This window comes from Streptomyces sp. NBC_00569, assembly GCF_036345255.1.
Lineage (GTDB): Bacteria > Actinomycetota > Actinomycetes > Streptomycetales > Streptomycetaceae > Streptomyces.
On sequence record NZ_CP107783.1, the window covers coordinates 6,610,229 to 6,634,589 of the forward strand.

Below are 24,361 nucleotides of genomic sequence, written 5' to 3' on the forward strand. Positions count from 1 at the left end.
TGCTTCTCCTTAGCTGCCGCGGCGAGGGCCTGTAGTCGAGGCCGACCCCCTCCCCGCGGAGTTCGGTGTTGCGCTTAGACCGTCGGCCGTCCTTCCGGACACACCCGAGGAGCCCCCGCACATGCCGAACTTCCAGCGCCCCACTTCCATGCCGGTCCACAAGTACGGACAGTACGAGCAGGTCGACATCCCCGACCGCACGTGGCCCGGCAAGCGCGTCACCGTCGCCCCCCGCTGGCTCTCCACCGACCTGCGCGACGGCAACCAGGCGCTGATCGACCCGATGTCCCCGGCCCGCAAGCGCGAGATGTTCGACCTCCTGGTCCGCATGGGCTACAAGGAGATCGAGGTCGGCTTCCCCGCCTCCGGCGAGACCGACTTCGCGTTCGTACGGTCGATCATCGAAGAGGGCGCGATCCCGGACGACGTGACGATCTCCGTGCTGACGCAGGCGCGCGAGGAGCTCATCGAGCGCACGGTCCAGTCCCTGAAGGGCGCCAAGCGCGCGACGGTGCACCTGTACAACGCGACGGCGCCGACCTTCCGCGAGATCGTCTTCCGCGGCTCCAAGGAGCAGATCAAGCAGATCGCCATCGACGGCACGCAGCACGTCATGGACTACGCGGAGAAGATCCTCGGCCCCGAGACGACCTTCGGCTACCAGTACAGCCCCGAGATCTTCACCGACACCGAGCTGGACTTCGCGCTGGAGGTCTGCGAGGCGGTCATGGAGGTCTACAAGCCGGGCCCCGGCCGCGAGATCATCCTCAACCTGCCCGCCACCGTGGAGCGTTCGACGCCGTCCACGCACGCGGACCGCTTCGAGTGGATGCACCGCAACCTGTCGAACCGCGAGTACGTCTGCCTGTCCGTGCACCCGCACAACGACCGCGGCACGGCCGTCGCCGCCGCCGAGCTGGCCCTGATGGCCGGCGCCGACCGCATCGAGGGCTGCCTGTTCGGCCAGGGCGAGCGCACCGGCAACGTCGACCTGGTCACGCTGGGCATGAACCTGTTCTCGCAGGGTGTCGACCCGCAGATCGACTTCTCCGACATCGACGAGATCCGCCGCACCGCCGAGTACTGCAACCAGATGGAGGTCCACCCGCGCCACCCCTACGCGGGCGACCTGGTCTACACGTCCTTCTCCGGCTCCCACCAGGACGCCATCAAGAAGGGCTTCGAGGCGATGGACGCGCGGGCCGCGGCCGCCGGCAAGTCCGTCGACGACATCGAGTGGGCGGTCCCGTACCTGCCCATCGACCCGAAGGACGTCGGCCGCTCCTACGAGGCCGTCATCCGCGTCAACTCGCAGTCCGGCAAGGGCGGTATCGCGTACGTCCTGAAGAACGACCACAAGCTGGACCTGCCGCGCCGCATGCAGATCGAGTTCTCGAAGATCATCCAGGCGAAGACGGACGCCGAGGGCGGCGAGGTCACGCCGAAGGAGATCTGGTCGGTCTTCCAGGACGAGTACCTGCCCAACGCCGAGAACCCGTGGGGCCGCATCCAGGTCAAGGCCGGCCAGAGCACGACCGACACGGACGGCGTCGACACGCTGAACGTCTCGGCCGACGTCGACGGTGAGGCCACCGTCCTGACCGGTACGGGCAACGGCCCGATCTCGGCGTTCTTCGACGCCCTGCAGGCCGTCGGCATCGACGCCCGCCTGCTGGACTACCAGGAGCACACGATGAGCGAGGGCGCCTCCGCGCAGGCCGCCTCGTACATCGAGTGCGCGATCGGCGACAAGGTCCTGTGGGGCATCGGCATCGACGCGAATACGACACGCGCGTCGCTGAAGGCCGTGGTCTCCGCGGTCAACCGCTCCGCACGCTGACCCAGGTCACCGGCACCTTCACCGGCCCCGTCCGCCCTCGTGGCGGGCGGGGCCGCGTCGTATACCGGCCACGGTCCCGTACAAGGTGATGACGCCGTATCAACAATGTGGCTAACATCACGCCCAACCAGGCGATGTGGCCTGGGGGTCGACGGAGGTGTGCGACGTGCTGCCGATTTGGGGACGAACCGACCGTAACGGGCTTGCTGGTCAAGCATTGCTTCCAGCGGCGCGTCCCCTGTCGCGTCTCATCGGCGTCCGCACCGCCTGGACCACCGTCGGCGACGGGGAGTTCTTCTGTCCCGGCTGTGGCGGTGACCGCAACTACCGCCGCCGCACGGGCCGTCGCCGCTTCGTGCTCCTCGGCATCCCGCTCGTCCCGCGCGGCGCCACCGGCCCCGTCGTCGAATGCGCCGCCTGTGAGGACCGGTTCGCCGCCGACGTCCTCGACCACCCCACCACGCACCGCTTCTCCGCGATGCTCCGCGACGCCGTCCACACCGTCGTCCTGGCGGTCCTCTCCGCGGGCGGAGTCTCCTCCCGTACGGCCCTCGAGACCGCCGTCGCGACGCTGCGCGGCGCCGGGTTCGACGACTGCACGGACGTCCGACTCGCCGCGCTCGTCGAGGCGTTGCTCACCGACACGGGCCGCGTCCCCGAGCACTGCGGGCCCGGCGCCGGACTCGCCATCGAACTCCACGAGGCCCTCGACCCGCTCGCCCCGCACCTCGCCCCCGCCGGACGCGAGTCGATCCTCCTCCAGGGCGCCAGAATCGCGCTCGCCGACGGGCCCTACACGCCCGCCGAGCGCGACGTACTCAGCACCGCGGGCGCCGCCCTCACCATGTGCACCGACGAGGTGTCCCAGCTTCTGGAAGCGGCCCGCACCCCGTCGTGACGCCGTACGGCGGGCCCGTACTCCCCAGGGAGTAACGAGCCGCCGCACGCACCCCCGGCAGTACCCCGCACCTCGCCCTCACGCCCGACGAACCGAGGCCTCCCCGACGGGAGTCTGGAGACGTCCTGTCCGACCGGACGGCGACACCGGACACCGTGATGTGAGGGAGGCCCACCGATGGGGGGCGTACCGACAAAGAGGCGCCGGGCGGCCGTGCCCTGGACGCTGCTCGGCCTGTGGATCGTCGTGCTCGCGATCGCCGGGCCCTTCGCCGGCAAGCTGAGCGACGTCCAGCACGACCGGGCCGTCGACTATCTGCCGGCGAGTGCCGACTCCACACAGGTGGCGAAGATCCAGGACGAACTGCCGGGCGGGGAGAGCACCGAACTCGTCCTCGTCTACCACCGCGACGGCGGACTCACCGCCGCCGACCGCACCACGGCCGCCGCCCAGGTCGCCCGCGTCGACCGGACCTTCGACCTCACCGCCGTCCCGAAGGGCGTACCGTCCCGCGACGGCGCCACCCTCATGTACCCGGTCGCCAGCACCACCCCCGGACACGACGAGAAGGCCCGCGACGCCTTCGTCGACGACGTGCGCGACATCGCCCACGACACCGGGGGCCTGAGCGTCTGCACCGGCGGAGCGGGAGCGCTCGCCACCGACGCGAGCGAGGTCTACGGCTCGCTCGACGGCCCCCTGCTCTACACGACCGTCGCCGTCGTCGCGATCCTGCTGATCCTCATCTACCGCAGCCCCTTCCTGTGGCTCGTGCCGCTCGTCGTCGCGGGCATCGCCGACTTCCTGTCGATGGGCGTCGCCTACGGGCTCCACCAGGCGTTCGGCACCACCGTCAGCGGCCAGAGCTCCGGCGTGATGACGATCCTCGTCTTCGGCGCGGGCACCGACTACGCACTGCTCCTCGTCTCCCGCTACCGCGAGGAACTGCGCCGCACCGAGCGGCCCTACGACGCGATGCGGGCCGCCCTGCGCGGCTGCGGGCCCGCCGTCCTCGCCTCGTCGGGGACGGTCGCCGTCGGCCTGTTCTGCCTGCTCGCCGCCGACCTCAACAGCAGCCGCGGCATGGGACCGCTCGGCGCCGTGGGCGTCCTGTGCGCGCTCGTCGCCATGCTGACGCTGCTGCCCGCCGTCCTCGTCCTGCTCGGAAGGCGCGTGTTCTGGCCGCTCGTCCCGGCGTACGGCTCCACGCCCAAGGCCCGCAGGTCCCTGTTCGCGGCGATGGGCAGCTCGGCCGGGCGCAGGCCGCTGACCGTCCTCGCCTGCGGCGCCCTGCTCCTCGGGGCGCTCGCGCTCGGCGTGTTCAGCCTGCCCGGCAGCCTCAAGCAGGAGGACACCTTCACCGACAAGCCGGACTCCGTCGTCGCGATGCAGACCCTCGCAGCCGCCTACCCCGAGCGCGGCACCCAGCCCATCAGCGTGATCACCCCGACGGGCCGCGCCGGCGAGACGCTCGCCATCGCGCGCGACGTGCCCGGGGTCGCCGCCGCCGAGCGCGTGCGCAGCGGAGACGGCTGGACGGAGATCTCCGTCACCGCCTCCGCCCCGCCCCAGTCCACGGGCGAGACCACCACCATCGAGACCCTGCGCGACCGGCTCGACGGCAAGGGCTCGTACGTCGGCGGACAGAGCGCCCAGCAGCTCGACCTGAAGGACACCAACTCCCGTGACCGCAAGGTCGTCGTGCCGATCGTCCTGGCCGCCGTCCTGCTGATCCTCGTCGTGCTGCTGCGCAGCCTCGTGGCGCCGCTGATCCTGCTGGGCGCGGTCGTCGCCGTGTGGGGCGCCTCGCTCGGCATCGCCGGGCTCGTCTTCGGGCCGCTGTTCGGCTTCCAGGGCACCGACCCCGGACTCGGCCTGCTGACCTTCGTGTTCCTCGTCGCCCTCGGCGTCGACTACGGCATCTTCCTCATGCACCGCATGCGCGAGGAGTCCCTCGCGGGCGCCGAACCCGCGGCCGCCGCGCTGACCGCGCTGCGCACCACGGGAGGGGTGATCGCCTCGGCGGGACTCGTCCTCGCCGCGACCTTCTCGGTCCTCACCAACATGCCGCTGGTGTCGCTCGTCGAGATGGGCTTCGTCATCGCGGTCGGCGTGCTCCTGGACACGTTCCTCGTCCGTACGTACCTGGTGACGTCGGCGAGCATGGCCCTCGGCCGTACGGTGTGGTGGCCCGGGCCGCTGTCCAGGAAGCCGCAGCCCCAGCCGCCGGCGGACGAACCGGAGCGCACCCTCGCGCCCACACCCTGACCGCCCCGCGGACCCTACGGCGCCCCTCTCTCCCCGGAGGGGCGTCCTCCGCGCCCTCCTGACGGAAGATGAACCGGTGGACGTCAAACACATCCTGGTCCCGGGCCTCGGCCGGCGCGACGTCAGCGCCGCCCGGACCCTGCGCGAGGACGCTCTCCTGGCCGCCGCCGCGGCCGTCGCCGCCGTCGTGATCGCCCTGACGACGAGCGGCAACGGCCGTCACCCCGACGCGCTCGGCTGGGCCCTGCTTCTGGCCGCGCACATTCCGTCGGTGTTCAGGCGGCGGGCGCCGGTGCGGGCGTTCCTCGGCCTCGTCGTCTGCGTGGCGCCGTACCACGCGCTCGACTACAACCACACGGCGCCGATGGCCGTCTCCATGACCGCCCTCTACACGATCGCCGTGACGGGGCGCCCCCTGCGCACCCTGTTCCTCGGCGCCGGGGTCCTCGGCATCATGCTCGGCGTCAAGTTCGGCGAGGGCATGACCGAGGGCACCGAGGCGCTGCGGATCTCCGGCTGGATCGTCGCGTTCCTGCTGGTCGGCGTCATCGTCCGCGTCCACCGCCAGTACGTCGCCTCGGTCGTGGAGCGCGCCGAGCGGGCCGAACGCACCCGCGAGGAGGAGGCGCGGCGCCGGGTCGCGGAGGAGCGACTGCGCGTCGCCCGCGATCTGCACGACCTGCTCGCCCACAGCATCACCCTCGTCGGCGTCCAGACGTCGGTGGCCGCCCACGTCCTGCAGGCCGACCCGGACCGCCTGGACCGCGCCGCCGTGGCCAAGGCGCTCGACGACATCGCCGAGACCTGCCGTACGGCCCGCGGTGAACTGCGTGCCACCCTCGAAGTGCTGCGCGCCGGCCCCGACGACAGCCGCGGTCCGCTCCCCGGGCTCGACGGGCTGCCCGACCTCGCCGAGGCCGCCCGCACCGCCGGTGCCACCGTCGACCTGTCCGTCGACAACGTGGAGGCGCCGCCCGCCGTGGGCGCCGCGGCCTACCGCATCGTCCAGGAAGCACTCACGAACGCCGTCCGGCACGGCGGCCCCGGACTCACCGTGCGCGTCGGCATCCGCAGCCGGGGCGACGCCCTCCACCTGCGCGTCGCCGACGACGGCGCGTCACCGCCCTCGTCCCCCTCACCGTCCTCTTCCGCGCCCGAGCCCGACCGGCCCGCGGGCTTCGGCCTGGTCGGCATGCGCGAGCGGGCCCGCAGCGTGGGCGGCACCCTCGACGCCGGGCCGCGCGCCCAGGGCGGATTCGAGGTCGCGGCGGTCCTGCCGACCGGGGTGGCACGGTGACCGGGGCCCGGCCCGTGCGCGTACTCCTCGCCGACGACCAGACCCTTGTACGGGCCGCGTTCGCGATGCTCGTCGAGTCAGCGCCCGACATGGAGGTCGTCGGCCAGGCCGGTACCGGCCGCGAGGCCGTGGAACAGGCCCGCACACACCGCGCCGACCTGATCGTCATGGACATCCGCATGCCCGACCTCGACGGCATCGAGGCGACCCGCCTGCTCGCCGCCGACGAGGACCTCGCGGGCGTCAAGGTACTGATGCTGACGACGTACGACACCGACGAACACGTCGTCGAGGCGCTGCGGGCGGGCGCGTCCGGGTTCCTCGTCAAGGACACCAAGCCGGCCGAACTCCTCGACGCCATCCGCACCGTGGCCGCCGGCGAGTCCCTGCTGTCGCCCGGCCCCACGGCCCGCCTGATCGCCCGTGTCCTGCGCGCCCCGACCGAACCCGGGCCCGTCCCGCCCGGCCTCGCCGCGCTCACCGACCGCGAGCGCCAGGTCCTGACCCTCGTGGCGCGCGGACTCACCAACACGGAGGCCGCCGAGGTCCTCGGCCTCAGCCCCCTCACGGCGAAGACGCACGTGAGCCGCATCATGGGCAAGCTGGGCGCGCGCGACCGGGCCCAACTCGTCATTGTGGCCTACGAGTCGGGCCTGATCGAGCCGGGCTGCGCCTGACCGTCGCGCTACAGCAGCCCCGCCGCCGCGAGGAACTTCCCCACCCGCTCGATCTCCTCCGCGGACAGCGGGATCTGGGGATCCGCCGTCAGCGGGCAGTCGATCACGCCCCGCAGATACAGGGCCGCCTTGAACGCCCCGAGCGCGGACGAACTCCCGCCCATCCGCGCCGGATCCCCCACCCGCACCATCCGGAACAGCGCGCACAGCCGCTCCTGCTCCACCCGCGCCCGCTCCCGGTCACCGGCCCGGCAGTACGCGTACAGCCGCGCGTATCCGGCCGGGTCGACGTTCCCGAGGCCCGGCACCACCCCGTCCGCGCCCATCGCGAGCGCCGAGTCCACGGTCAGCTCGGACCCGGTCAGGACGCTGAACCCCGTGATGTCGGAGCGGGAGCGCGCGCCGACGACGACCTCGCGGAACGCGCCCTCGTCACCGCTGGAGTCCTTCAGACCGGCGAGCGTCCCGTCGGCGGCCAGGCCGAGGACGAGGTCGGCGCCCAGCTTGGAGTGCACCGACACCGGCAGGTCGTAGGCGAACACCGGCAGGCCGCACCGCTGGGACAGGAGCCGGAAGTGGCGGGCGATCTCGGCCGGATGGGTGCGCGTGTAGAAGGGCGCCGTGGCGACGATCCCGTCCGCGCCGGCCTCCGCCGCCGTACGGGCGTGATCGAGGACACGCAGGGTCGCCATGTCGATCGCCCCGGCCAGGACGGGCAGCTGACCGGCCACATGACCCACGACGGTGTCGACGACCACTTTGCGGTGCCGGTCGGGCAGGAAGGCCGCCTCACTGGAGGAGCCGAGCACGAAGAGCCCGTCGACACCACCCGCGACGAGGTGGTCGACAAGGCGTACGAGGGATGCAACGTCCACCTCGTTGTCCGGGGTCAGGGGTGTGCAGACGGGCGGGACGACTCCGGTCAGCGGGGTGGGCAGCGTCATGAGACCTCCTGGACGAGTTCGTGCGTGGTCTGGCCCTCGCGCACGGGACGGTGACACCGGAACCGATGCCCCTCGCCGCCCGGCTCGAACTCCGGCATCGCCTCCGCGCACACCGCGTCGGCCTTCCAGCACCGCGTACGGAACGGGCAGCCGCTCGGCGGATGCGTGGCCGACGGCACCGGGCCGACCAGCGGGATCGGGTCGATCGGGTCGAGCAGACCGGGCGTCGCCGAGAACAGCGCACGGGTGTACGGGTGCCTGGCCCGGTCGAGCACGTCGGCGGACGGCGACTCCTCCACGATCCGGCCCAGATACATCGTGATCACGCGGTCGCTCATGCGCCGCACCGTCTGGATGTCGTGCGAGACGAACACGAGGGCGAGGCCCAGGCGTTCCTTCAGGTCGAGCAACAGATTCAGGATCTGCGCCCGCACCGACACGTCGAGCGCGCTCGTCGGCTCGTCCGCCACGACCAGCGCGGGTTCGAGGGCGAGGGCGCGGGCGATCGCCACGCGCTGGCGCTGCCCGCCCGACAACTGCCCGGGCAGCGCCCCCGCGAGCGCGCCCGGCAGCCCGACCAGGGACATCAGCTCCCGGACGCGTTCCTCACGCGCGGCGGGTGTGCCGCGGCGGTGGACGTCGAGGGGGTCGCGCAGGATCTGGCGGACGGTCAGGCGCCGGTTCAGGGCCGTCGACGGATCCTGGAAGATCATGCCGACGCCCTCGCCGACGGTGGCGCGCCGCTTGCCCGGCTTCATGGTCCACAGGTCGCGGCCGTCCACGACGACCGTGCCGGACGTCGGACGCTGCACCCCCACGAGGACCTTGGCGAGCGTCGACTTGCCGCAGCCGGACTCGCCGACCACGCCGACTGTCTCCCCGGGCGCCACGGACAGGTCGGCGCCGGTGAGGGCGTACACCCGGTCGCGGGCGAACAGGCCGCCGGAGCGGGCCCGGTGCACCACATGGGCACCCCTCAACTCGACCACGGGATCCGTCACTTCAGAGCCTCGCTTCCCCGGGGAGCCGGAACCGTGGGCGGCGGGACCACCGCCGGATGGTGACAGGCCGACGCGTGCCGCCGGCCGCCGAGCAGGTCGGGTGCCGTCGTCCGGCACACCTCGCTCGCCATCGGGCACCGGTCGGCGAACCGGCAGCCCGCCGGGAAGTCGGCCGGCGACGGCACGACGCCCCTGATCTGCGTCAGCCGGTCCGCCGCCGTCTCCAGAGAGAGGACCGAGCCGAGCAGCCCGCGCGTGTAGTGGTGCGTGGGCGCCTCGACGAGGTCCGCCGTCACGCCCGTCTCCACGATCTGCCCGCCGTACATCACGACCACCCGGTCCGTGACGTCGGCGACGAGCGCCAGGTCGTGCGAGACGAGGATCAGCGCGAAGCCCAGCTCCTCGCGCAGTCGCAGCAGCAGCTCGATGACCTGCGCCTGCACGGTCACGTCGAGCGCGGTCGTCGGCTCGTCGGCGACGATCAGCTTCGGGCTGCGCGACAGGGCCATCGCGATCAGGACGCGCTGGCGCTGGCCGCCCGACAGCTCGTGCGGATAGCTGCGCAGGGTCCGCTCGGGGTCGAGGCCGACGAGGGAGAGCAGCTCGGCCGGGGTGCGCCGGCCGCCGCGGCGTACGACCTGCTTGAGCTGGGAGCGCACGGTCATCGCCGGGTTCAGGGACGACAGGGCGTCCTGGTAGATCATCGCCATGTCGTGGCCGAGAAGCCGGCGCCTGGCGCCCATCGAGCGGCCGATCAGCTCCTGGCCGTCGAAGGTGACCCGGCCGCGGATCCGCGCGCCCTTGGGTTCGAGCCCCATCACGGTCAGCGCGGTCAGCGACTTGCCGCACCCCGACTCGCCGACCAGGCCGAGGACCTCACCGGGCCGCACGTCGAACGTGATGCCGTCGACGATGTCCACGCCGCCGTGCCGGGTGTCGAAGCCGATCGCGAGATCGGTGACCTGGAGGACGGGGTCGCCCTCGGGCAGGGGCCGGGCGCGGGACCTCAGCCGGGTGGCGGCCTCGGTGAGGCCGGGCAGTTCGAGGACCGTGCCGCTGCCGGGCTTCGGCGCTTCGAGACGGTCCGCCTCCGCGCCGGACACGTCACGCGCGGCGGGCGCGGCCCACGCGTCGGACACGCCCTCGGACAGGATGTTGAGCGCGAGCACCGTGAGCAGCATCAGCAGGCCGGGGAAGACGGTCGCCCACCAGCCCCCGATCAGGACCATGTTCTTGCCGTCCGCGATGACACTGCCCCACGACGGGTCGGGCGGCCGGACCCCCGCCCCGATGAACGACAGCGACGCCTCGAAGACGATGGCCTCCGCGACCTGCACCGTGCAGAACACCAGGACCGGCGCCGCGCAGTTGACCGCGACGTGCCGCAGCACGATGTGCGGCGTGCGCGCCCCGATGACCCGCTCGGCCGTCACGTAGTCCTCGCCGTACTGGTCGAGCACGTTGGCCCGCACGACACGGGCGACGGGCGGAGTGAACAGGAAGGCGATCGCGCAGATGAGTACGGGGATGCCGCCGCCGAACACGGCGACGAGGACGGCCGCGAGAGCGATCCCGGGGAACGCCATCACGATGTCGAGGCAGCGCATCAGCGTCTCGTCGACCGCCTTGCGCGACGTCGCCGCGATCGCGCCGAGCACCGCGCCCACCACCAGCGCGAGGAGCGTCGCGCCGAGTCCGATGGCCAGCGACCAGCGCGCCCCGTACATCAGCCGGCTGAGGATGTCGCGGCCGAGGCTGTCCTGGCCCATCCAGTGACTGCCCGACGGGTGCCCGGTGCCGTCGGTCTGCGACTGCTGGTCGAGCGGGTCGTGAGGTGCGAGCAGCGGCGCGAACAGCGCCATGAGGACGACGACCGCGACGACGGCGACCGCGATCCGGGACAGGACGGGCAGCCGGCGCAGGGAGCGCAGCCGGACGCCCGGCCGGGACAGTGCCTCGGCGAGCGCTTTACGGGAGGTGACCATCTAGCTCTGCGCCCCCCTGAGCCGCGGGTTGACCATCAGATACAGGATGTCGATGGCGAGGTTGACGACGACGAACCCGACGGCCGTCGTCAGGACGACCCCCTGGACGACCGCCGGGTCACCGTTCTTCACCGCGTCGATCATCAGCTTCCCCATCCCCGGCAGGGAGAAGATCGTCTCCGTGACGACCGCCCCGCCCAGCAGATAGCCGACCCGTAGTCCGAGCACGGTCAGCGGGTTGATCAGGGCGTTGCGCAGCACGTTGCGCCCCACCACGACGACCGGCGGCAGCCCGCTGCCGATCGCCGTACGGACGTAGTCCTTGTCCAGCTCCTCGACCACCGCCGTACGCACGATGCGCGTCAGCTGCGCCGCGACGGGCAGGGACAGCGAGAGCGCCGGGAGCGTCATGCACTTGAGCCAGCCCGTGAAGGAGTCCGCCGGGTTGATGTAGCCGCCGGTCGGGAACCAGCCCTGCCCGACCGCCAGATACTGGATCATCAGCAGCGCCAGCCAGAACCCGGGCGCCGCCACGCCCGTCAGCGACACGACGCGGACGATCTGGTCGAGGAGCCGGTCGCGGTGGATGGCCGCCGTGACACCGAGTACCAGGGACACGACGACCGCGACCGCGAGGCCGAGGAACGTCAGCTGCAGCGTCAGCGGCAGCGCGGTGGTCACCTGGTCGACCACCGGCTGCCGGGTCAGGGCGCTGACGCCCATGTCGCCCCGGACGAGATCGCCCACGAAGTGGAAGTACCGCACGGGGAGCGGATCGAGCAGCCCGTTGCGCTCCCGGAAGTCGTGCAGCTGCTGCGGCGTCGGATTGGCGCCCTGGAAGAACGCCGACGCCGGATCGCTGTCCGAGAACCGCATCACGAGAAACACGAACAGAACGATGCCGAGCAGCAGCGGCACGAGCAGGACCAGACGGCGGGCCAGAATTCTGGCGATCACGACCACGGGCACGAACTCCCTTGCGAGAAAGCCGCGTTACGCGGGCTTGGCCTTGAGCACGTTGATCCCGGGATAGGGCTGCGCCTGCACACCGGTGATCTTCTTCGGGTCCCAAGCCGTCATCAGCTCGTTGTGCACGACCGGGTAGAGCACGGCCTGCTCGGCGACGATGTCGATGTACTCCTGGATCATCGTCTTCTTCTTCGCCGGGTCCGGCTCGCGCGTGGCCTGGTCCATCAGCTTGAAGAGGTGCTTGGCGTCGGAGCTGCCCGCCCAGCGCGCGTAGCCCATCCACAGGTTCGACGGGCCGTAGTTGTAATGCATGATCAGGTCGGCGTCGAGCCCGAACTGGTTGGGGTTCGAGGCGGCCGCCACGATCTGGTAGTCCTTCTTCTGGTCCATCTTCGTGAAGACGGCCGTGGTCTCCTGCGGGTCGAGCGTGGTCTTCACGCCGATCGCGTCCCACGAGGCCTTGATCGTCGGGAGACAGTCCATGATCCACGACACGTTGACGGACATCAGGGAGACCGAGAGCCCGCTGACCCCGGCGTCCTTGAGGAGCTTCTTCGCCTTGTCCGGGTCGTACTCGTACACCGTCTTCGCCGGCCGGTGGTCGGGGTTGCCCTCGTTCAGGAACGAACTCGCGCCCTTCCCGTGCCCCTTGAGTGCCACCTCGATCATCTTCTGCCTGTCGATGGCGTAGTGCAGGGCCTGACGCACCCGCACGTCGTCGAACGGCTTGTGCGCGGTGTTGAACATCAGGAAGAGGTTGTTCATCCCGGCGCCGCCCTCGACGGTGAGGCCGCCCTTCTTCAGCTGCGCGATGTTCGCGTACGGGATGTTGTCCGCGATCTGCGCGTCCGCGCTGCCACCGGAGATCTTCGCGACGCGTGGCGCCGCGTCCACGATGGTCAGCCAGTTCATCTTCTTGAACGACGCCTTGCGCGGCCCGTTGTAGTCCGCGAACGCCTCGAAGGTGGTGTTCGTCTTCGGCTGGTGCGAGGTCTGCCGGTACGGGCCCGAGCCCACCGCCTTGCCCTTGGTCGCGTCGTCCCACGCGCCCGGCTTCGAGAACACGTGCTTCGGCATGATCTTGGCGAGGGTCAGCCGCGCGGCGCCGTCCGGGAAGGGGAACTTGAGGACGAGCTCGACGGAGTCGTCACCCGTCTTCCTGACCTCCTTCAGCCAGCTTTCGAAGAAGCCCTTGGCGAGCGACTGCGTGCCCGGGTCGAGGATCCGGTCGAAGACGAACACCACGTCGTCCGCCGTGACGGGCTTCCCGTCGTGCCACTTGGCACCCTCGCGCAGAGTGAACTTCCAGGAGGTGGTGGCCAGTTCTGCATCCGTCGGCACCTTCGTGGCGAGCGCCGCGTAGGGCTCGCGCGTGATCGGGTCGGTGTCGAGGAGGCCCTCGTAGAGGTGCTGGTTGCCGGCCATGGCGAAGGCCGACGCGGTCTGCGTCGGGTCCCAGCTTCCGTCGTTGCCGTACCCGATGACGGCGGTCAGCGAGGATCCGCCGCCCTTGCCGTCGCCCGTGTCGTTGGTGGACTTCGGCCCGGACGAACAGGCCGACAGGGAGGTGGAGATGGCAGCGGCCGCGCCGAGGGCGCCGGTGTACTTGAGGAAGGATCGGCGGCCGGTCGGCTCGTGGTCGCTCATGGTGCCTCCAGAGAGGGAGATGCGCGGGAGATCCAACGTCCTACGTCTTGGTAGCGACGTGACCATAAGAGCGCCGCGAGGGCCGGTCAAGGGATCGCGCAGAGAAGCCCGGAGAGCTCCGGGCGCCGGGCGGGAAGAAGTTTGGTCCCGACATGGGACGTGGGACGTCTGCTGCGCCTACGATGCGGCGCATGTCTGAGGAGCCCAGGAACCCGGCGATACGGCACCGCCGCGTCAGTCAGCAGGTACAGCGCGCGGTCACACAGCTCATCCTGGACAGAGGACTGCGGCCCGGCGAACTGCTGCCCACCGAGGCCGAGCTGATGGAGTCGCTCGGCGTCAGCAGAAACTCCGTACGCGAGTCCCTCAAGGCCCTCCAGGCACTCGACATCGTCGAGATCCGACACGGCTACGGCACCTACGTCGGACAGGCCTCCCTCACCCCGCTCGCCGACGGCCTCACCTTCCGCACCCTGCTGCGGCCCGCCTCCGACGCGCACGCCCTCGCCGAGATCCTCCAGGTCCGCGAGATCCTCGAGGAGGGCCTGATCCGCAGGGTCGCCGCGGCCCCGCTCCCGCCGGAGATCCTCGACCGGCTCGACGACATCGTCCGGAAGATGGCCGCCGCGGGCCAGGCCGACGAACCCTTCGCCGACCTCGATCGGGACTTCCACGAGACGCTCTACCGCTCGCTGGGCAACGAGCTGATCCCGCAGCTCCTCGGCGCGTTCTGGAACGTCTTCGACCGTGTCGCCGGCGCGCGCTCCTGGTCCAGCGACCCCGACCCCGACGTCACCGTCAGCCGCCACCGCGACATCGTCACGGCTCTGCGCGCCCAGGACGCCGCGGGCGCGCAGCGGGCCATGGCACACCACTTCCGGGGCATCGAGGCACGCGCGGAACAGGAGACGAGAGGCGTCGAGTGAGCGTGCTGGATTTCTGTGGAGTTACGCGCGCACATTCCCCCTGGTTCAAACAGCATCGAGCATCCCTGTTCCGAATGGCGTGTTCGAATTCGCGCGCGCCGCATAGAGCCCAGAGGTCGTTCCCACTCTAATTGGCACGCGTACTCGCCGGTGTGGGATGCGTGGAATTCGACGGCGGCGGGGAGCCATCTGACATGGGCGGAACGGCGGCCCGGGCACGCGGTCACAGGCGCGGGAAGAGCTGCGCGAATACCCGCGGCGGAGGTCGGCAATTGCCTCTCGCGGCACACCGCCGACGATTCAGCGCCGCGTCCCGTGTCCGCTTGTGGAATGTGGCCGTTGTTTCGGTTGACGCCGCCGCCCGCCGGGAAACGCATGGAACGTATGGACAGGAGCCACCGCCGATGAAGCCGCCAATCGGTTCTTACGCCGTCGACATCAGCACCGGACAGGTGGGCCGGGTCATGGGGCACGAGGGTCCGTACGTTCAGCTCCGGCCCTTCGGAGGCGGCCGCGAATGGGACTGCGCCCCGGACACGGTGCGGGTGGCGACGACCTCCGAACGGCTGCGGGCGGCAACGGCCTATGCGAACGCCAGAAGCCGCGGCGAGGTCTCCTGACCCCCGTTCACAGATCCCCGACGCCATCCTTCACAGGTCCCCCGACCCCACCCCATCGGCGTAGGCGAGAATGGGCCCATGAGCCTGTTCCGCGACGACGGCATCGTGCTGCGCACCCAGAGGCTGGGTGAAGCGGACCGCATCATGCTGTTTTCTCCCGGGGGCCGACCCCCGTACCCCCAGTCGGAATCCTGCGGGGGTGCGTGATGAGCCTGTTCCGCGACGACGGCATCGTGCTGCGCACCCAGAAGCTGGGCGAAGCGGACCGCATCATCACGCTGCTCACCCGCAATCACGGGCGCGTGCGCGCCGTGGCGCGCGGTGTGCGGCGCACCAAGTCCAAGTTCGGCGCCCGGCTCGAACCCTTCTCGCACGTCGACGTGCAGTTCTTCGCGCGGGGCAGCGAGTTGATTGGGCGCGGGCTGCCCCTGTGCACCCAGAGCGAGACCATCGCCCCCTACGGCGGCGGCATCGTCAGCGACTACGCCCGCTACACCGCCGGCACCGCCATGCTGGAGACCGCCGAGCGCTTCACCGACCACGAGGGCGAGCCGGCCGTCCAGCAGTACCTGCTCCTGGTGGGCGGGCTGCGGACCCTCTCCAGAGGCGAGCACGAACCCCACCTCGTCCTCGACGCCTTCCTGCTGCGCTCCCTCGCCGTGAACGGCTACGCCCCGAGTTTCGGCGACTGCGCGAAGTGCGGCCTCCCGGGCCCCAACCGGTTCTTCTCCGTCGGAGCGGGCGGCTCGGTTTGCGTCGACTGCCGGGTACCGGGCAGCGTCGTACCCTCACCGCAGGCCCTCGTCCTCCTCGGCGCGCTGCTGACCGGCGACTGGGAGACGGCGGACGCGTGCGAGGCACGCTTCGTGAGAGAGGGCAGCGGACTGGTGTCGGCGTATCTGCACTGGCACCTGGAGCGCGGACTGCGCTCCCTGCGTTACGTAGAGAAAAGCTAGAACTGAGCTAGGGGAGAGCCCACATGGCACGTCGCGGAATTCTCGGACGGTCCCGCCGTGAGTACAAGACGCCCGAACCGCACCCGACGGGCGCGCGGCCGCCGAAGATCCCCGGCGAGCTGGTGCCGGAGCACGTCGCCATCGTGATGGACGGCAACGGCCGGTGGGCGAAGGAGCGCGGGCTGCCGCGCACGGAGGGCCACAAGGTCGGCGCCGAGCGGGTCATGGACGTCCTCCAGGGCGCGATCGAGATGGGCGTCGGCGCGATCTCGCTCTACGCCTTCTCCACGGAGAACTGGAAGCGCTCACCCGACGAGGTCCGCTTCCTCATGAACTTCAACCGCGACTTCATCCGCAAGACCCGCGACCAGCTCGACGAGCTGGGCGTACGGGTGCGCTGGGTGGGCCGCATGCCCAAGCTGTGGAAGTCGGTCGCCCAGGAGCTGGAGATCTCCCAGGAGCAGACCAAGGGCAACGACAAGCTGACCCTGTACTTCTGCATGAACTACGGCGGCCGCGCCGAGATCGCCGACGCCGCGCAGGCCATCGCCGAGGACGTGAAGGCGGGCCGCCTCGACCCGTCGAAGGTCAGCGAGAAGACCTTCGCGAAGTACCTCTACTACCCGGACATGCCGGACGTCGACCTGTTCCTGCGCCCCAGCGGCGAGCAGCGCACCTCCAACTACCTGCTGTGGCAGAGCGCTTACGCCGAAATGGTGTTCCAGGACGTCCTGTGGCCCGACTTCGATCGTCGTGACCTGTGGCGCGCCTGCCTCGAGTACGCCTCCCGGGACCGCCGCTTCGGTGGAGCGATGCCGAACGAGGAACAGATCGCCAACAGCTGATCAGACGGCTGTGGGGGGTACTCGGAAGTACCCCCCACAGCACACGCAGGAAACGGTGCTCAGCTCTCCGCGGCGGCGCCCGCGCACTCCGCGCACGTACCGAAGATCTCCACCGTGTGCGCCACGTTCACATACCCGTGCTCCGCGGCGATCGTCTCGGCCCACTTCTCCACGGCCGGGCCCTCGACCTCGACCGCCTTGCCGCACACCCGGCACACCAGGTGATGGTGGTGCTCGCCGCTGGAGCAGCGCCGGTAGACGGCCTCGCCGTCCGACGTGCGCAGAACATCGACCTCGCCCGCGTCGGCGAGGGACTGCAGGGTGCGGTAGACGGTCGTCAGACCCACCGAGTCACCCTTGTGCTTGAGGACGTCGTGGAGCTCCTGGGCACTGCGGAACTCGTCCACCTCGTCGAGCGCCGCCGCCACGGCCGCACGCTGGCGGGTCGACCTGCCTCGAACCGGGGCTCCCACTGTTGCCTCCTCGGATTTACTGCCGGCGGCCCATTGTGCCAGGCCGCACGGTGCCCGGGTCAGACCTCGGCCCCGGCCTGACCGGGGATCCGGCCCGGAATCGCGCACTCCGCCGGGTCGCCGGCCGCGCTCGCCGCCGCCCGCGCCCTGCGCCTGGCCAGCGGAGTGGCGATCAGGCTGAAGACGATGAACGCCGCGATGGTCAGCAGCACGATCGTCGCGCCGGGCGGGATCTCGACGTAGTAGTTGGTGATCGTGCCGCCCAGCGTCGTGGTGACGCCGATGGCCACGGCGATCGCGAAAGTCGCCGCGAAGCTCCGCGTGAGCTGCTGCGCGGCCGCCACCGGGACCACCATCAGCGCGGACACCAGGAGCAGACCCACGACGCGCATCGCGACGGTGACGGTCGCCGCCGCGGTCACCGCGACGAGCAGGTTCAGGACGCGCACCGGCAGGCCGGTGACCCGGGCGAACTCCTCGTCCTGGCTGACCGCGAACAGCTGCCGGCGCAGACCGATCGTGACCGCGGCGACGAATCCGGCGAGGACGCAGATCGACACGAGGTCGCTCTGCGAGACGGTCGACAGCGAGCCGAAGAGATAACTCTGCAGATTCGCCGTGGAACCGCCGGGGGCGAGGTTGATCAGCATCACGCCGCCCGCCATACCTCCGTAGAAGAGCATCGCGAGCGCGATGTCGCCGCGCGTCTTCCCGTACCAGCGGATCAGTTCCATGATCACGACGCCGACCACGGAGACCGCCATCGCCATCCACACGGGCGACGTGGAGAGCAGGAAGCCGAGGCCGACGCCCGTCATCGCGACATGGCCGATGCCGTCACCCATCAGGGCCTGCCGCCGCTGGACGAGATAGATGCCGATCGCGGGGGCGGTGATGCCCACCAGGACCGCGGCGAGCAGGGCCCGCTGCATGAAGGCGGAGTCGAGGAATTCCATGTCAGCTCAGCAGTCCTGTGCGTACGGGGGTGAGATCCGAGGTGTGTGGGTGGACGTGGTCGTGGCCCGGCAGCGCGTGCTGGCCGACCGCCTCCGGCGGCGGCCCGTCGTGCAGGACGCAGCCGTCGCGCAACACGACCGCACGGTCGATCAGCGGCTCCAGCGGGCCCAGCTCATGCAGGACGAGCAGCACGGACGCACCCGCCTCGACCTGCGCCCGCAGCGTCTTCGCGAGGATCTCCTGGCTCGCCAGGTCGACGCCCGCCATCGGCTCGTCCATGATCAGCAGCTCCGGCTCGGAGGCCAGGGCCCGCGCGATGAGGACGCGCTGGTGCTGGCCGCCGGAGAGCGCGTCCACCGAGTCCTTGGCACGGTCGGCCATCCCGACCAGGTCCAGCGCCCGGCGCACCGCCTCACGGTCCGCCTTGCGCAGCAGACCGAAGCGCGCCCGCGACAGCCGCCCCGAGGACACGACCTCGGTGACCGTGGCCGGCACCCCGCCCGCCGCGGTCGTCCGCTGCGGCACGTAACCGACCCGCGCCCAGTCCCGGAACCGCCGACGCGGCGTACCGAAGATCTCGACCTCGCCGCCGCTGACGGGCACCTGGCCGATCACGGTGCGCACGGCCGTCGACTTGCCCGAACCGTTGGCGCCGAGCAGGGCCACGACCTCACCGCGTCGCACGGTCAGGTCGATGCCGCGCAGCACCGGACGCGAGCCGAGCTCGGCCGTCACGCTGCGCAGGGCTATGACGGGCTCGCCGGCCTTCACCGATGCGTCCATGCCGCTGTCCTCCGTGGTCACTTGGCGCCGAGCGCCGTCTGCAGGGCCTTCAGGTTCGACTCCATGACCTGGATGTAGTCGTCGCCCTTGGACTTGTCGGTGATGCCCTCGAGCGGGTCGAGCACGGCGGTCTTGAGGCCCGCGTCGCCCGCGAGGGTCTTCGCCGTCCTGTCGCTGACGAGGGTCTCGTAGAAGACCGTGGTCACCCCGTCGGCCTTCGCCATGTTCTGGAGGTCCTTCACACGCGCCGCGCTGGGCTCGCTCTCCGGGTCGAGGCCGCTGATGGCCTCCTCGGTGAGCCCGTACCGCTCGGCGAGATAGCCGAAGGCCGCGTGGGTCGTGATGAACACCTTCGAATCGGTGTTCTTCAGCCCGTCCTCGAACCGTGTGTTCAGTCCGTCGAGCTTGCCGACCAGCGCCGCGGTGTTCTTCTTGTACGCCGCCGCGTGATCCGGGTCGGCCTTCTCGAAGGCCTTGCCCACACCCTCGGCGACCTCGGCGTACTTCACCGGGTCCAGCCAGATGTGCGGATCCCGGCCGCCCTCGCCGCCGTGCTCGTGGTCGTGCTCCTCGGCGTGTCCGCCGACCTCGGTGCCGTGCTTCTCCAGATGCGTCAGGGAAGCGGCATCGACCTTGGTCCTGATCCCGGACTGCTGTATCGCGTCGTCGACGGCCGGCTGGAGGCCCTTGAGATAGAGGGCGACACCCGCGTCCTGGAGCTGCGCGGTCTGCTTCGCGCTGATCTCCAGGTCGTGCGGCTCCTGGCCGGGCTTGGTCAGATTGGTGACGGCGACGTGGTCCCCGCCGATCTGCTCCGCGAGGTACTGCATCGGATAGAACGACGCCACCACCGCGAGCTTGCCGTCGCTGTTCCTGCCGTCACCCGAGGAGGCGGAGCAGGCCGACAGGGCCGTGATGCCGAGCACGGTGACGGAGGCGACGGCGGCGGTGGGTATGAGGCGTCGTACGTTCATGACACTCATTTTCAACAAATCTGGAAACGATTGTCAACAAGCAGTCGCCGCGATCACACCGAAACGGGCATCCCACCCCAGCCCGGGCTCGGGACCCCCAACCGATTTGATCCGGAGCCCCACGCCGCCGGTAACCTGAAGCATTCGCATTCGCTCTGAAGCAGCAGCTTCGTCGTCGTCGTAATGAAGAGAGCACCGTGGCCGCCGACAAGATCGACACCATCGTCAGCCTCAGCAAGCGCCGTGGCTTCGTCTACCCGTGCAGCGAGATCTACGGCGGCCAGCGCGCCGCCTGGGACTACGGGCCGCTGGGCGTCGAACTGAAGGAAAACCTCAAGCGCCAGTGGTGGCGCTACATGGTCACCTCGCGCGAGGACGTCGTCGGTATCGACTCGTCCGTGATCCTGGCGACCGAGGTCTGGCAGGCCTCCGGTCACGTCGCCACGTTCACCGACCCGCTCACCGAGTGCACCTCCTGCCACAAGCGGTACCGCGCGGACCACCTGGAGGAGGCGTACGAGGCCAAGCACGGCAAGCTGCCGGAGAACGGCCTCACCGACCTCAACTGCCCCAACTGCGGCAACAAGGGCACCTTCACCGAGCCCAAGCAGTTCTCGGGCCTGCTCTCCACGCACCTCGGCCCCACGCAGGACAGCGGCTCCATCGCCTACCTGCGCCCCGAGACCGCCCAGGGCATCTTCACCAACTTCGCCAGCGTCCAGCAGACCTCGCGCCGCAAGCCGCCGTTCGGCATCGCCCAGATGGGCAAGAGCTTCCGCAACGAGATCACGCCCGGCAACTTCATCTTCCGCACCCGCGAGTTCGAGCAGATGGAGATGGAATTCTTCGTCAAGCCGGGCGAGGACGAGAAGTGGCAGGAGTACTGGATGGAGCAGCGCTGGAACTGGTACACCGGCCTCGGCATGCGCGAGGAGAACATGCGCTGGTTCGAGCACCCGGCGGAGAAGCTCTCCCACTACTCCAAGCGCACCGCTGACATCGAGTACCGCTTCCGCTTCGGCGGAAACGAGTGGGGCGAGCTCGAGGGCGTCGCCAACCGCACGGACTACGACCTCTCCGCGCACTCCAAGGCCTCGGGCCAGGACCTCTCCTACTTCGACCAGGAAGCCGGCGAGCGTTACACCCCGTACGTCATCGAGCCCGCCGCCGGTGTCGGCCGCTCCATGCTCGCCTTCATGCTCGACGCCTACGTCGAGGACGAGGCGCCCAACGCCAAGGGCAAGATGGAGAAGCGCACCGTCATGCGCTTCGACCACCGCCTCGCCCCGGTCAAGGTCGCGGTCCTGCCCCTGTCCCGCAACCCGGAGCTGTCCCCGAAGGCCAAGGGACTCGCCACCGCGCTGCGCCAGAACTGGAACATCGACTTCGACGACGCGGGCGCCATCGGCCGCCGCTACCGCCGTCAGGACGAGATCGGTACGCCGTACTGCGTCACCGTCGACTTCGACACCCTCGACGACAACGCCGTCACGGTTCGCGAGCGCGACACCATGAAGCAGGAGCGGGTCTCCCTCGACCAGATCGAGGGCTACCTGGCGACGCGCCTCGTCGGCTGCTGATCACCCCTCGGGGACCAGGCACCACGGAAGCGGCCCAGGAGCGTGCACATCGCGCTCCTGGGCCGCTTCCGTCGTTCCCGGGCGGCCGCGGACGCCGGCGAGACGCACAACGCACCACAGAAACCCCCCTGTTGATATTGCTCTTGCTGCACACTCCTTGCGGAACGCACGCCCACAGGGGCGGCGGAGGAGGCGTCATGCTGCCGAACACCACCACGAGCAAGGTCAGCCGCTGGGACCAGCACGGCCGGGAGCACACGGTGCGAGTACAGCGCTCGGGCCCGCGCCGCACCATCAGATGCGACACCTGCGGCTGGCGGAAACCCGCCCAGTTCCTGCCCTGGCTCAAGGCCGAGGAGCACCTCGCCCAGGAGCACCAGGCGACGGTGGACCCGTCGGCCCAGGGGCCCCAGTAGGGCCGAATTGACACGGGGCCCGGACATCTCTAGAGTCCTCCGAGTTGTCACCCGGCCAGTCGGCCCCGCGACAACACCTCCGCCGCTCAAGCGGCACCCAAACAAGCAGCACGATCTCCCACCGGGAGTGAATTCGGCGCGCCCGAATTCAATTCGCGGTGGACTCGATGGCCCGATTAGGCGCCGCCGGGGGAATCCGCTAAAGTTTGGGACGTCGGAACGGCCCAACAGCCGCGAAGACAAGCCCCGCTGACTGGGAATCAGGCCCGAAAGGATCTGATAGAGTCGGAACCGCCGGAAAGGGAAACGCGGAAAGCCGAAAGGCTGGAGTGGAAACCTGAAAGGCACCGAGGAAATCGGACACGAAAGAGTCTGATAGAGTCGGAAACGCAAGACCGAAGGGAAACTGCCCGGAGGAAAGCCTGAGAGAGTCTCTCGGGTGAGTACAAAGGAAGCGTCCGTTCCTTGAGAACTCAACAGCGTGCCAAAAGTCAACGCCAGATTGACAACCCCGGCCCACATTGTGGGTTGGAGGTTCCTTTGAAAAAGTCCTCACTTCCACACCGGGGTGAGGCGCACTAGCGAGGACGCAGTGAATCGTGGGGATTATTCCTCCCGACGGTTCCGCTCTCGTGGTGTAGTCCCGATTACGGGAAAACATTCACGGAGAGTTTGATCCTGGCTCAGGACGAACGCTGGCGGCGTGCTTAACACATGCAAGTCGAACGATGAAGCCCTTCGGGGTGGATTAGTGGCGAACGGGTGAGTAACACGTGGGCAATCTGCCCTGCACTCTGGGACAAGCCCTGGAAACGGGGTCTAATACCGGATAGCACCCCCTCTCGCATGGGAGGGGGTTGAAAGCTCCGGCGGTGCAGGATGAGCCCGCGGCCTATCAGCTTGTTGGTGAGGTAGAAGCTCACCAAGGCGACGACGGGTAGCCGGCCTGAGAGGGCGACCGGCCACACTGGGACTGAGACACGGCCCAGACTCCTACGGGAGGCAGCAGTGGGGAATATTGCACAATGGGCGAAAGCCTGATGCAGCGACGCCGCGTGAGGGATGACGGCCTTCGGGTTGTAAACCTCTTTCAGCAGGGAAGAAGCGAAAGTGACGGTACCTGCAGAAGAAGCGCCGGCTAACTACGTGCCAGCAGCCGCGGTAATACGTAGGGCGCAAGCGTTGTCCGGAATTATTGGGCGTAAAGAGCTCGTAGGCGGCTTGTCACGTCGGTTGTGAAAGCCCGGGGCTTAACCCCGGGTCTGCAGTCGATACGGGCAGGCTAGAGTGTGGTAGGGGAGATCGGAATTCCTGGTGTAGCGGTGAAATGCGCAGATATCAGGAGGAACACCGGTGGCGAAGGCGGATCTCTGGGCCATTACTGACGCTGAGGAGCGAAAGCGTGGGGAGCGAACAGGATTAGATACCCTGGTAGTCCACGCCGTAAACGGTGGGAACTAGGTGTTGGCGACATTCCACGTCGTCGGTGCCGCAGCTAACGCATTAAGTTCCCCGCCTGGGGAGTACGGCCGCAAGGCTAAAACTCAAAGGAATTGACGGGGGCCCGCACAAGCAGCGGAGCATGTGGCTTAATTCGACGCAACGCGAAGAACCTTACCAAGGCTTGACATATACCGGAAAGCATCAGAGATGGTGCCCCCCTTGTGGTCGGTATACAGGTGGTGCATGGCTGTCGTCAGCTCGTGTCGTGAGATGTTGGGTTAAGTCCCGCAACGAGCGCAACCCTTGTTCTGTGTTGCCAGCATGCCCTTCGGGGTGATGGGGACTCACAGGAGACTGCCGGGGTCAACTCGGAGGAAGGTGGGGACGACGTCAAGTCATCATGCCCCTTATGTCTTGGGCTGCACACGTGCTACAATGGCAGGTACAATGAGCTGCGATGCCGCGAGGCGGAGCGAATCTCAAAAAGCCTGTCTCAGTTCGGATTGGGGTCTGCAACTCGACCCCATGAAGTCGGAGTTGCTAGTAATCGCAGATCAGCATTGCTGCGGTGAATACGTTCCCGGGCCTTGTACACACCGCCCGTCACGTCACGAAAGTCGGTAACACCCGAAGCCGGTGGCCCAACCCCCTTGTGGGGAGGGAGCTGTCGAAGGTGGGACTGGCGATTGGGACGAAGTCGTAACAAGGTAGCCGTACCGGAAGGTGCGGCTGGATCACCTCCTTTCTAAGGAGCACTTTGGCTGCCAGGCATTGTCTGGTGGTCCAAGAGCCATTTCGTCGGCAAATGTCCGACGGTGGTTGCTCAAGGGTGGAACGTTGACTATTCGACCGGGTTCACGGG

At 69.3% G+C, this 24,361-nt stretch carries 20 protein-coding genes and 1 rRNA gene; 12 read left to right on the forward strand and 9 right to left on the reverse strand.

The genetic code is table 11. The features are described 5' to 3' along the window. Window positions 1–121 precede the first annotated feature (121 nt). The 5 genes from leuA to OHO83_RS29745 all read left to right on the forward strand — a co-directional run bounded on the left by leuA (window position 122) and on the right by OHO83_RS29745 (window position 6,980). On the forward strand, window positions 122–1,840 hold the full coding sequence (gene leuA, locus OHO83_RS29725; protein ID WP_266670387.1) for a 2-isopropylmalate synthase: 1,719 nt from the start codon (window positions 122–124) through the stop codon (window positions 1,838–1,840). Window positions 1,841–2,006: 166 nt separating this feature from the next. Then, window positions 2,007–2,738: a TerB family tellurite resistance protein gene (locus OHO83_RS29730; RefSeq protein ID WP_389572554.1), complete on the forward strand. Its 732-nt coding sequence runs from the start codon at window positions 2,007–2,009 to the stop codon at window positions 2,736–2,738. A gap of 177 nt (window positions 2,739–2,915) precedes the next feature. Next, a complete protein-coding gene (locus OHO83_RS29735) occupies window positions 2,916–5,006 on the forward strand; it encodes an MMPL family transporter (protein ID WP_330279985.1) in 2,091 nt (696 codons plus the stop codon). 76 nt (window positions 5,007–5,082) lie between these two features. Continuing rightward, a complete protein-coding gene (locus OHO83_RS29740) occupies window positions 5,083–6,303 on the forward strand; it encodes a sensor histidine kinase (RefSeq protein WP_389572560.1) in 1,221 nt (406 codons plus the stop codon). Continuing rightward, a complete protein-coding gene (locus OHO83_RS29745; protein ID WP_266670381.1) occupies window positions 6,300–6,980 on the forward strand; it encodes a response regulator in 681 nt (226 codons plus the stop codon). Before OHO83_RS29740 ends, OHO83_RS29745 begins: the two co-directional genes overlap by 4 nt. Window positions 6,981–6,988: 8 nt before the next feature. On the opposite strand, the gene OHO83_RS29750 is transcribed toward OHO83_RS29745, so the two are convergent. From OHO83_RS29750 to OHO83_RS29770, 5 genes are read right to left on the reverse strand one after another with little or no spacing between them, the layout of a single operon-like run. Beyond that, window positions 6,989–7,924, reverse strand: coding sequence for a dihydrodipicolinate synthase family protein (locus OHO83_RS29750; protein WP_266670379.1), 936 nt, complete (start codon window positions 7,922–7,924; stop codon window positions 6,989–6,991). Continuing rightward, window positions 7,921–8,925: an ABC transporter ATP-binding protein gene (locus tag OHO83_RS29755; RefSeq protein ID WP_330279986.1), complete on the reverse strand. Its 1,005-nt coding sequence runs from the start codon at window positions 8,923–8,925 to the stop codon at window positions 7,921–7,923. The genes OHO83_RS29750 and OHO83_RS29755 overlap by 4 nt, the downstream gene beginning before the upstream one ends. After that, window positions 8,922–10,910 (reverse strand): dipeptide/oligopeptide/nickel ABC transporter permease/ATP-binding protein, encoded by a 1,989-nt coding sequence (locus OHO83_RS29760; RefSeq protein ID WP_330279987.1) that lies wholly within the window; start codon window positions 10,908–10,910, stop codon window positions 8,922–8,924. The genes OHO83_RS29755 and OHO83_RS29760 overlap by 4 nt, the downstream gene beginning before the upstream one ends. Next, window positions 10,911–11,873, reverse strand: coding sequence for an ABC transporter permease (locus OHO83_RS29765; protein ID WP_266676331.1), 963 nt, complete (start codon window positions 11,871–11,873; stop codon window positions 10,911–10,913). It abuts the gene before it with no gap. 30 nt (window positions 11,874–11,903) lie between these two features. Beyond that, complete coding sequence (locus OHO83_RS29770; protein WP_266670373.1) at window positions 11,904–13,526, reverse strand: ABC transporter substrate-binding protein; 1,623 nt, start codon at window positions 13,524–13,526, stop codon at window positions 11,904–11,906. A 182-nt stretch (window positions 13,527–13,708) separates the two neighbouring features. On the opposite strand from OHO83_RS29770, the gene OHO83_RS29775 reads away from it, so the two are divergent. The 4 genes from OHO83_RS29775 to OHO83_RS29790 all read left to right on the forward strand — a co-directional run bounded on the left by OHO83_RS29775 (window position 13,709) and on the right by OHO83_RS29790 (window position 16,873). Beyond that, window positions 13,709–14,452 (forward strand): FadR/GntR family transcriptional regulator, encoded by a 744-nt coding sequence (locus OHO83_RS29775; RefSeq protein WP_266670372.1) that lies wholly within the window; start codon window positions 13,709–13,711, stop codon window positions 14,450–14,452. 404 nt (window positions 14,453–14,856) lie between these two features. Continuing rightward, on the forward strand, window positions 14,857–15,072 hold the full coding sequence (locus OHO83_RS29780; protein ID WP_266670371.1) for a hypothetical protein: 216 nt from the start codon (window positions 14,857–14,859) through the stop codon (window positions 15,070–15,072). A gap of 206 nt (window positions 15,073–15,278) precedes the next feature. Then, the gene (recO, locus tag OHO83_RS29785; RefSeq protein ID WP_116513067.1) at window positions 15,279–16,028 is read left to right on the forward strand and encodes a DNA repair protein RecO; all 750 of its coding nucleotides are present in this window, start codon (window positions 15,279–15,281) and stop codon (window positions 16,026–16,028) included. A 23-nt stretch (window positions 16,029–16,051) separates the two neighbouring features. Then, a complete protein-coding gene (locus OHO83_RS29790; protein WP_266670369.1) occupies window positions 16,052–16,873 on the forward strand; it encodes an isoprenyl transferase in 822 nt (273 codons plus the stop codon). A gap of 59 nt (window positions 16,874–16,932) precedes the next feature. On the opposite strand, the gene OHO83_RS29795 is transcribed toward OHO83_RS29790, so the two are convergent. The 4 genes from OHO83_RS29795 to OHO83_RS29810 are packed head-to-tail and all read right to left on the reverse strand — an operon-like array spanning window position 16,933 to window position 20,060. Then, window positions 16,933–17,388 (reverse strand): Fur family transcriptional regulator, encoded by a 456-nt coding sequence (locus OHO83_RS29795; RefSeq protein ID WP_405603704.1) that lies wholly within the window; start codon window positions 17,386–17,388, stop codon window positions 16,933–16,935. 17 nt (window positions 17,389–17,405) lie between these two features. Next, complete coding sequence (locus tag OHO83_RS29800; protein ID WP_266670365.1) at window positions 17,406–18,302, reverse strand: metal ABC transporter permease; 897 nt, start codon at window positions 18,300–18,302, stop codon at window positions 17,406–17,408. Window position 18,303: 1 nt separating this feature from the next. Beyond that, the gene (locus OHO83_RS29805) at window positions 18,304–19,086 is read right to left on the reverse strand and encodes a metal ABC transporter ATP-binding protein (protein ID WP_116513669.1); all 783 of its coding nucleotides are present in this window, start codon (window positions 19,084–19,086) and stop codon (window positions 18,304–18,306) included. A gap of 17 nt (window positions 19,087–19,103) precedes the next feature. Then, complete coding sequence (locus tag OHO83_RS29810; protein WP_329435314.1) at window positions 19,104–20,060, reverse strand: metal ABC transporter substrate-binding protein; 957 nt, start codon at window positions 20,058–20,060, stop codon at window positions 19,104–19,106. A gap of 197 nt (window positions 20,061–20,257) precedes the next feature. Here OHO83_RS29810 and OHO83_RS29815 point away from each other — a divergent pair, with 197 nt between their 5' ends. From OHO83_RS29815 to OHO83_RS29825, 3 genes are all read left to right on the forward strand, one after another. After that, window positions 20,258–21,640, forward strand: coding sequence for a glycine--tRNA ligase (locus OHO83_RS29815; protein WP_100594288.1), 1,383 nt, complete (start codon window positions 20,258–20,260; stop codon window positions 21,638–21,640). Window positions 21,641–21,837: 197 nt separating this feature from the next. Continuing rightward, window positions 21,838–22,056, forward strand: coding sequence for a hypothetical protein (locus OHO83_RS29820; protein WP_100594289.1), 219 nt, complete (start codon window positions 21,838–21,840; stop codon window positions 22,054–22,056). A 660-nt stretch (window positions 22,057–22,716) separates the two neighbouring features. Further along, window positions 22,717–24,244, forward strand: a 16S ribosomal RNA gene (locus OHO83_RS29825). Window positions 24,245–24,361: the final 117 nt, after the last annotated feature.

Excerpts from the sequence above, each read along its gene's own strand:
- recO (WP_116513067.1), top strand. The coding sequence starts at position 15,279 with ATGAGCCTGTTCCGCGACGACGGCATCGTGCTGCGCACCCAGAAGCTG.
- OHO83_RS29810 (WP_329435314.1), bottom strand. The coding sequence starts at position 20,060 with ATGAACGTACGACGCCTCATACCCACCGCCGCCGTCGCCTCCGTCACC.
- OHO83_RS29750 (WP_266670379.1), bottom strand. The coding sequence starts at position 7,924 with ATGACGCTGCCCACCCCGCTGACCGGAGTCGTCCCGCCCGTCTGCACA.
- OHO83_RS29770 (WP_266670373.1), bottom strand. The coding sequence starts at position 13,526 with ATGAGCGACCACGAGCCGACCGGCCGCCGATCCTTCCTCAAGTACACC.
- OHO83_RS29800 (WP_266670365.1), bottom strand. The coding sequence starts at position 18,302 with ATGGAATTCCTCGACTCCGCCTTCATGCAGCGGGCCCTGCTCGCCGCG.
- OHO83_RS29780 (WP_266670371.1), top strand. The coding sequence starts at position 14,857 with ATGAAGCCGCCAATCGGTTCTTACGCCGTCGACATCAGCACCGGACAG.
- OHO83_RS29760 (WP_330279987.1), bottom strand. The coding sequence starts at position 10,910 with ATGGTCACCTCCCGTAAAGCGCTCGCCGAGGCACTGTCCCGGCCGGGC.
- leuA (WP_266670387.1), top strand. The coding sequence starts at position 122 with ATGCCGAACTTCCAGCGCCCCACTTCCATGCCGGTCCACAAGTACGGA.
- OHO83_RS29790 (WP_266670369.1), top strand. The coding sequence starts at position 16,052 with ATGGCACGTCGCGGAATTCTCGGACGGTCCCGCCGTGAGTACAAGACG.
- OHO83_RS29805 (WP_116513669.1), bottom strand. The coding sequence starts at position 19,086 with ATGGACGCATCGGTGAAGGCCGGCGAGCCCGTCATAGCCCTGCGCAGC.
- OHO83_RS29775 (WP_266670372.1), top strand. The coding sequence starts at position 13,709 with ATGCGGCGCATGTCTGAGGAGCCCAGGAACCCGGCGATACGGCACCGC.
- OHO83_RS29735 (WP_330279985.1), top strand. The coding sequence starts at position 2,916 with ATGGGGGGCGTACCGACAAAGAGGCGCCGGGCGGCCGTGCCCTGGACG.
- OHO83_RS29820 (WP_100594289.1), top strand. The coding sequence starts at position 21,838 with ATGCTGCCGAACACCACCACGAGCAAGGTCAGCCGCTGGGACCAGCAC.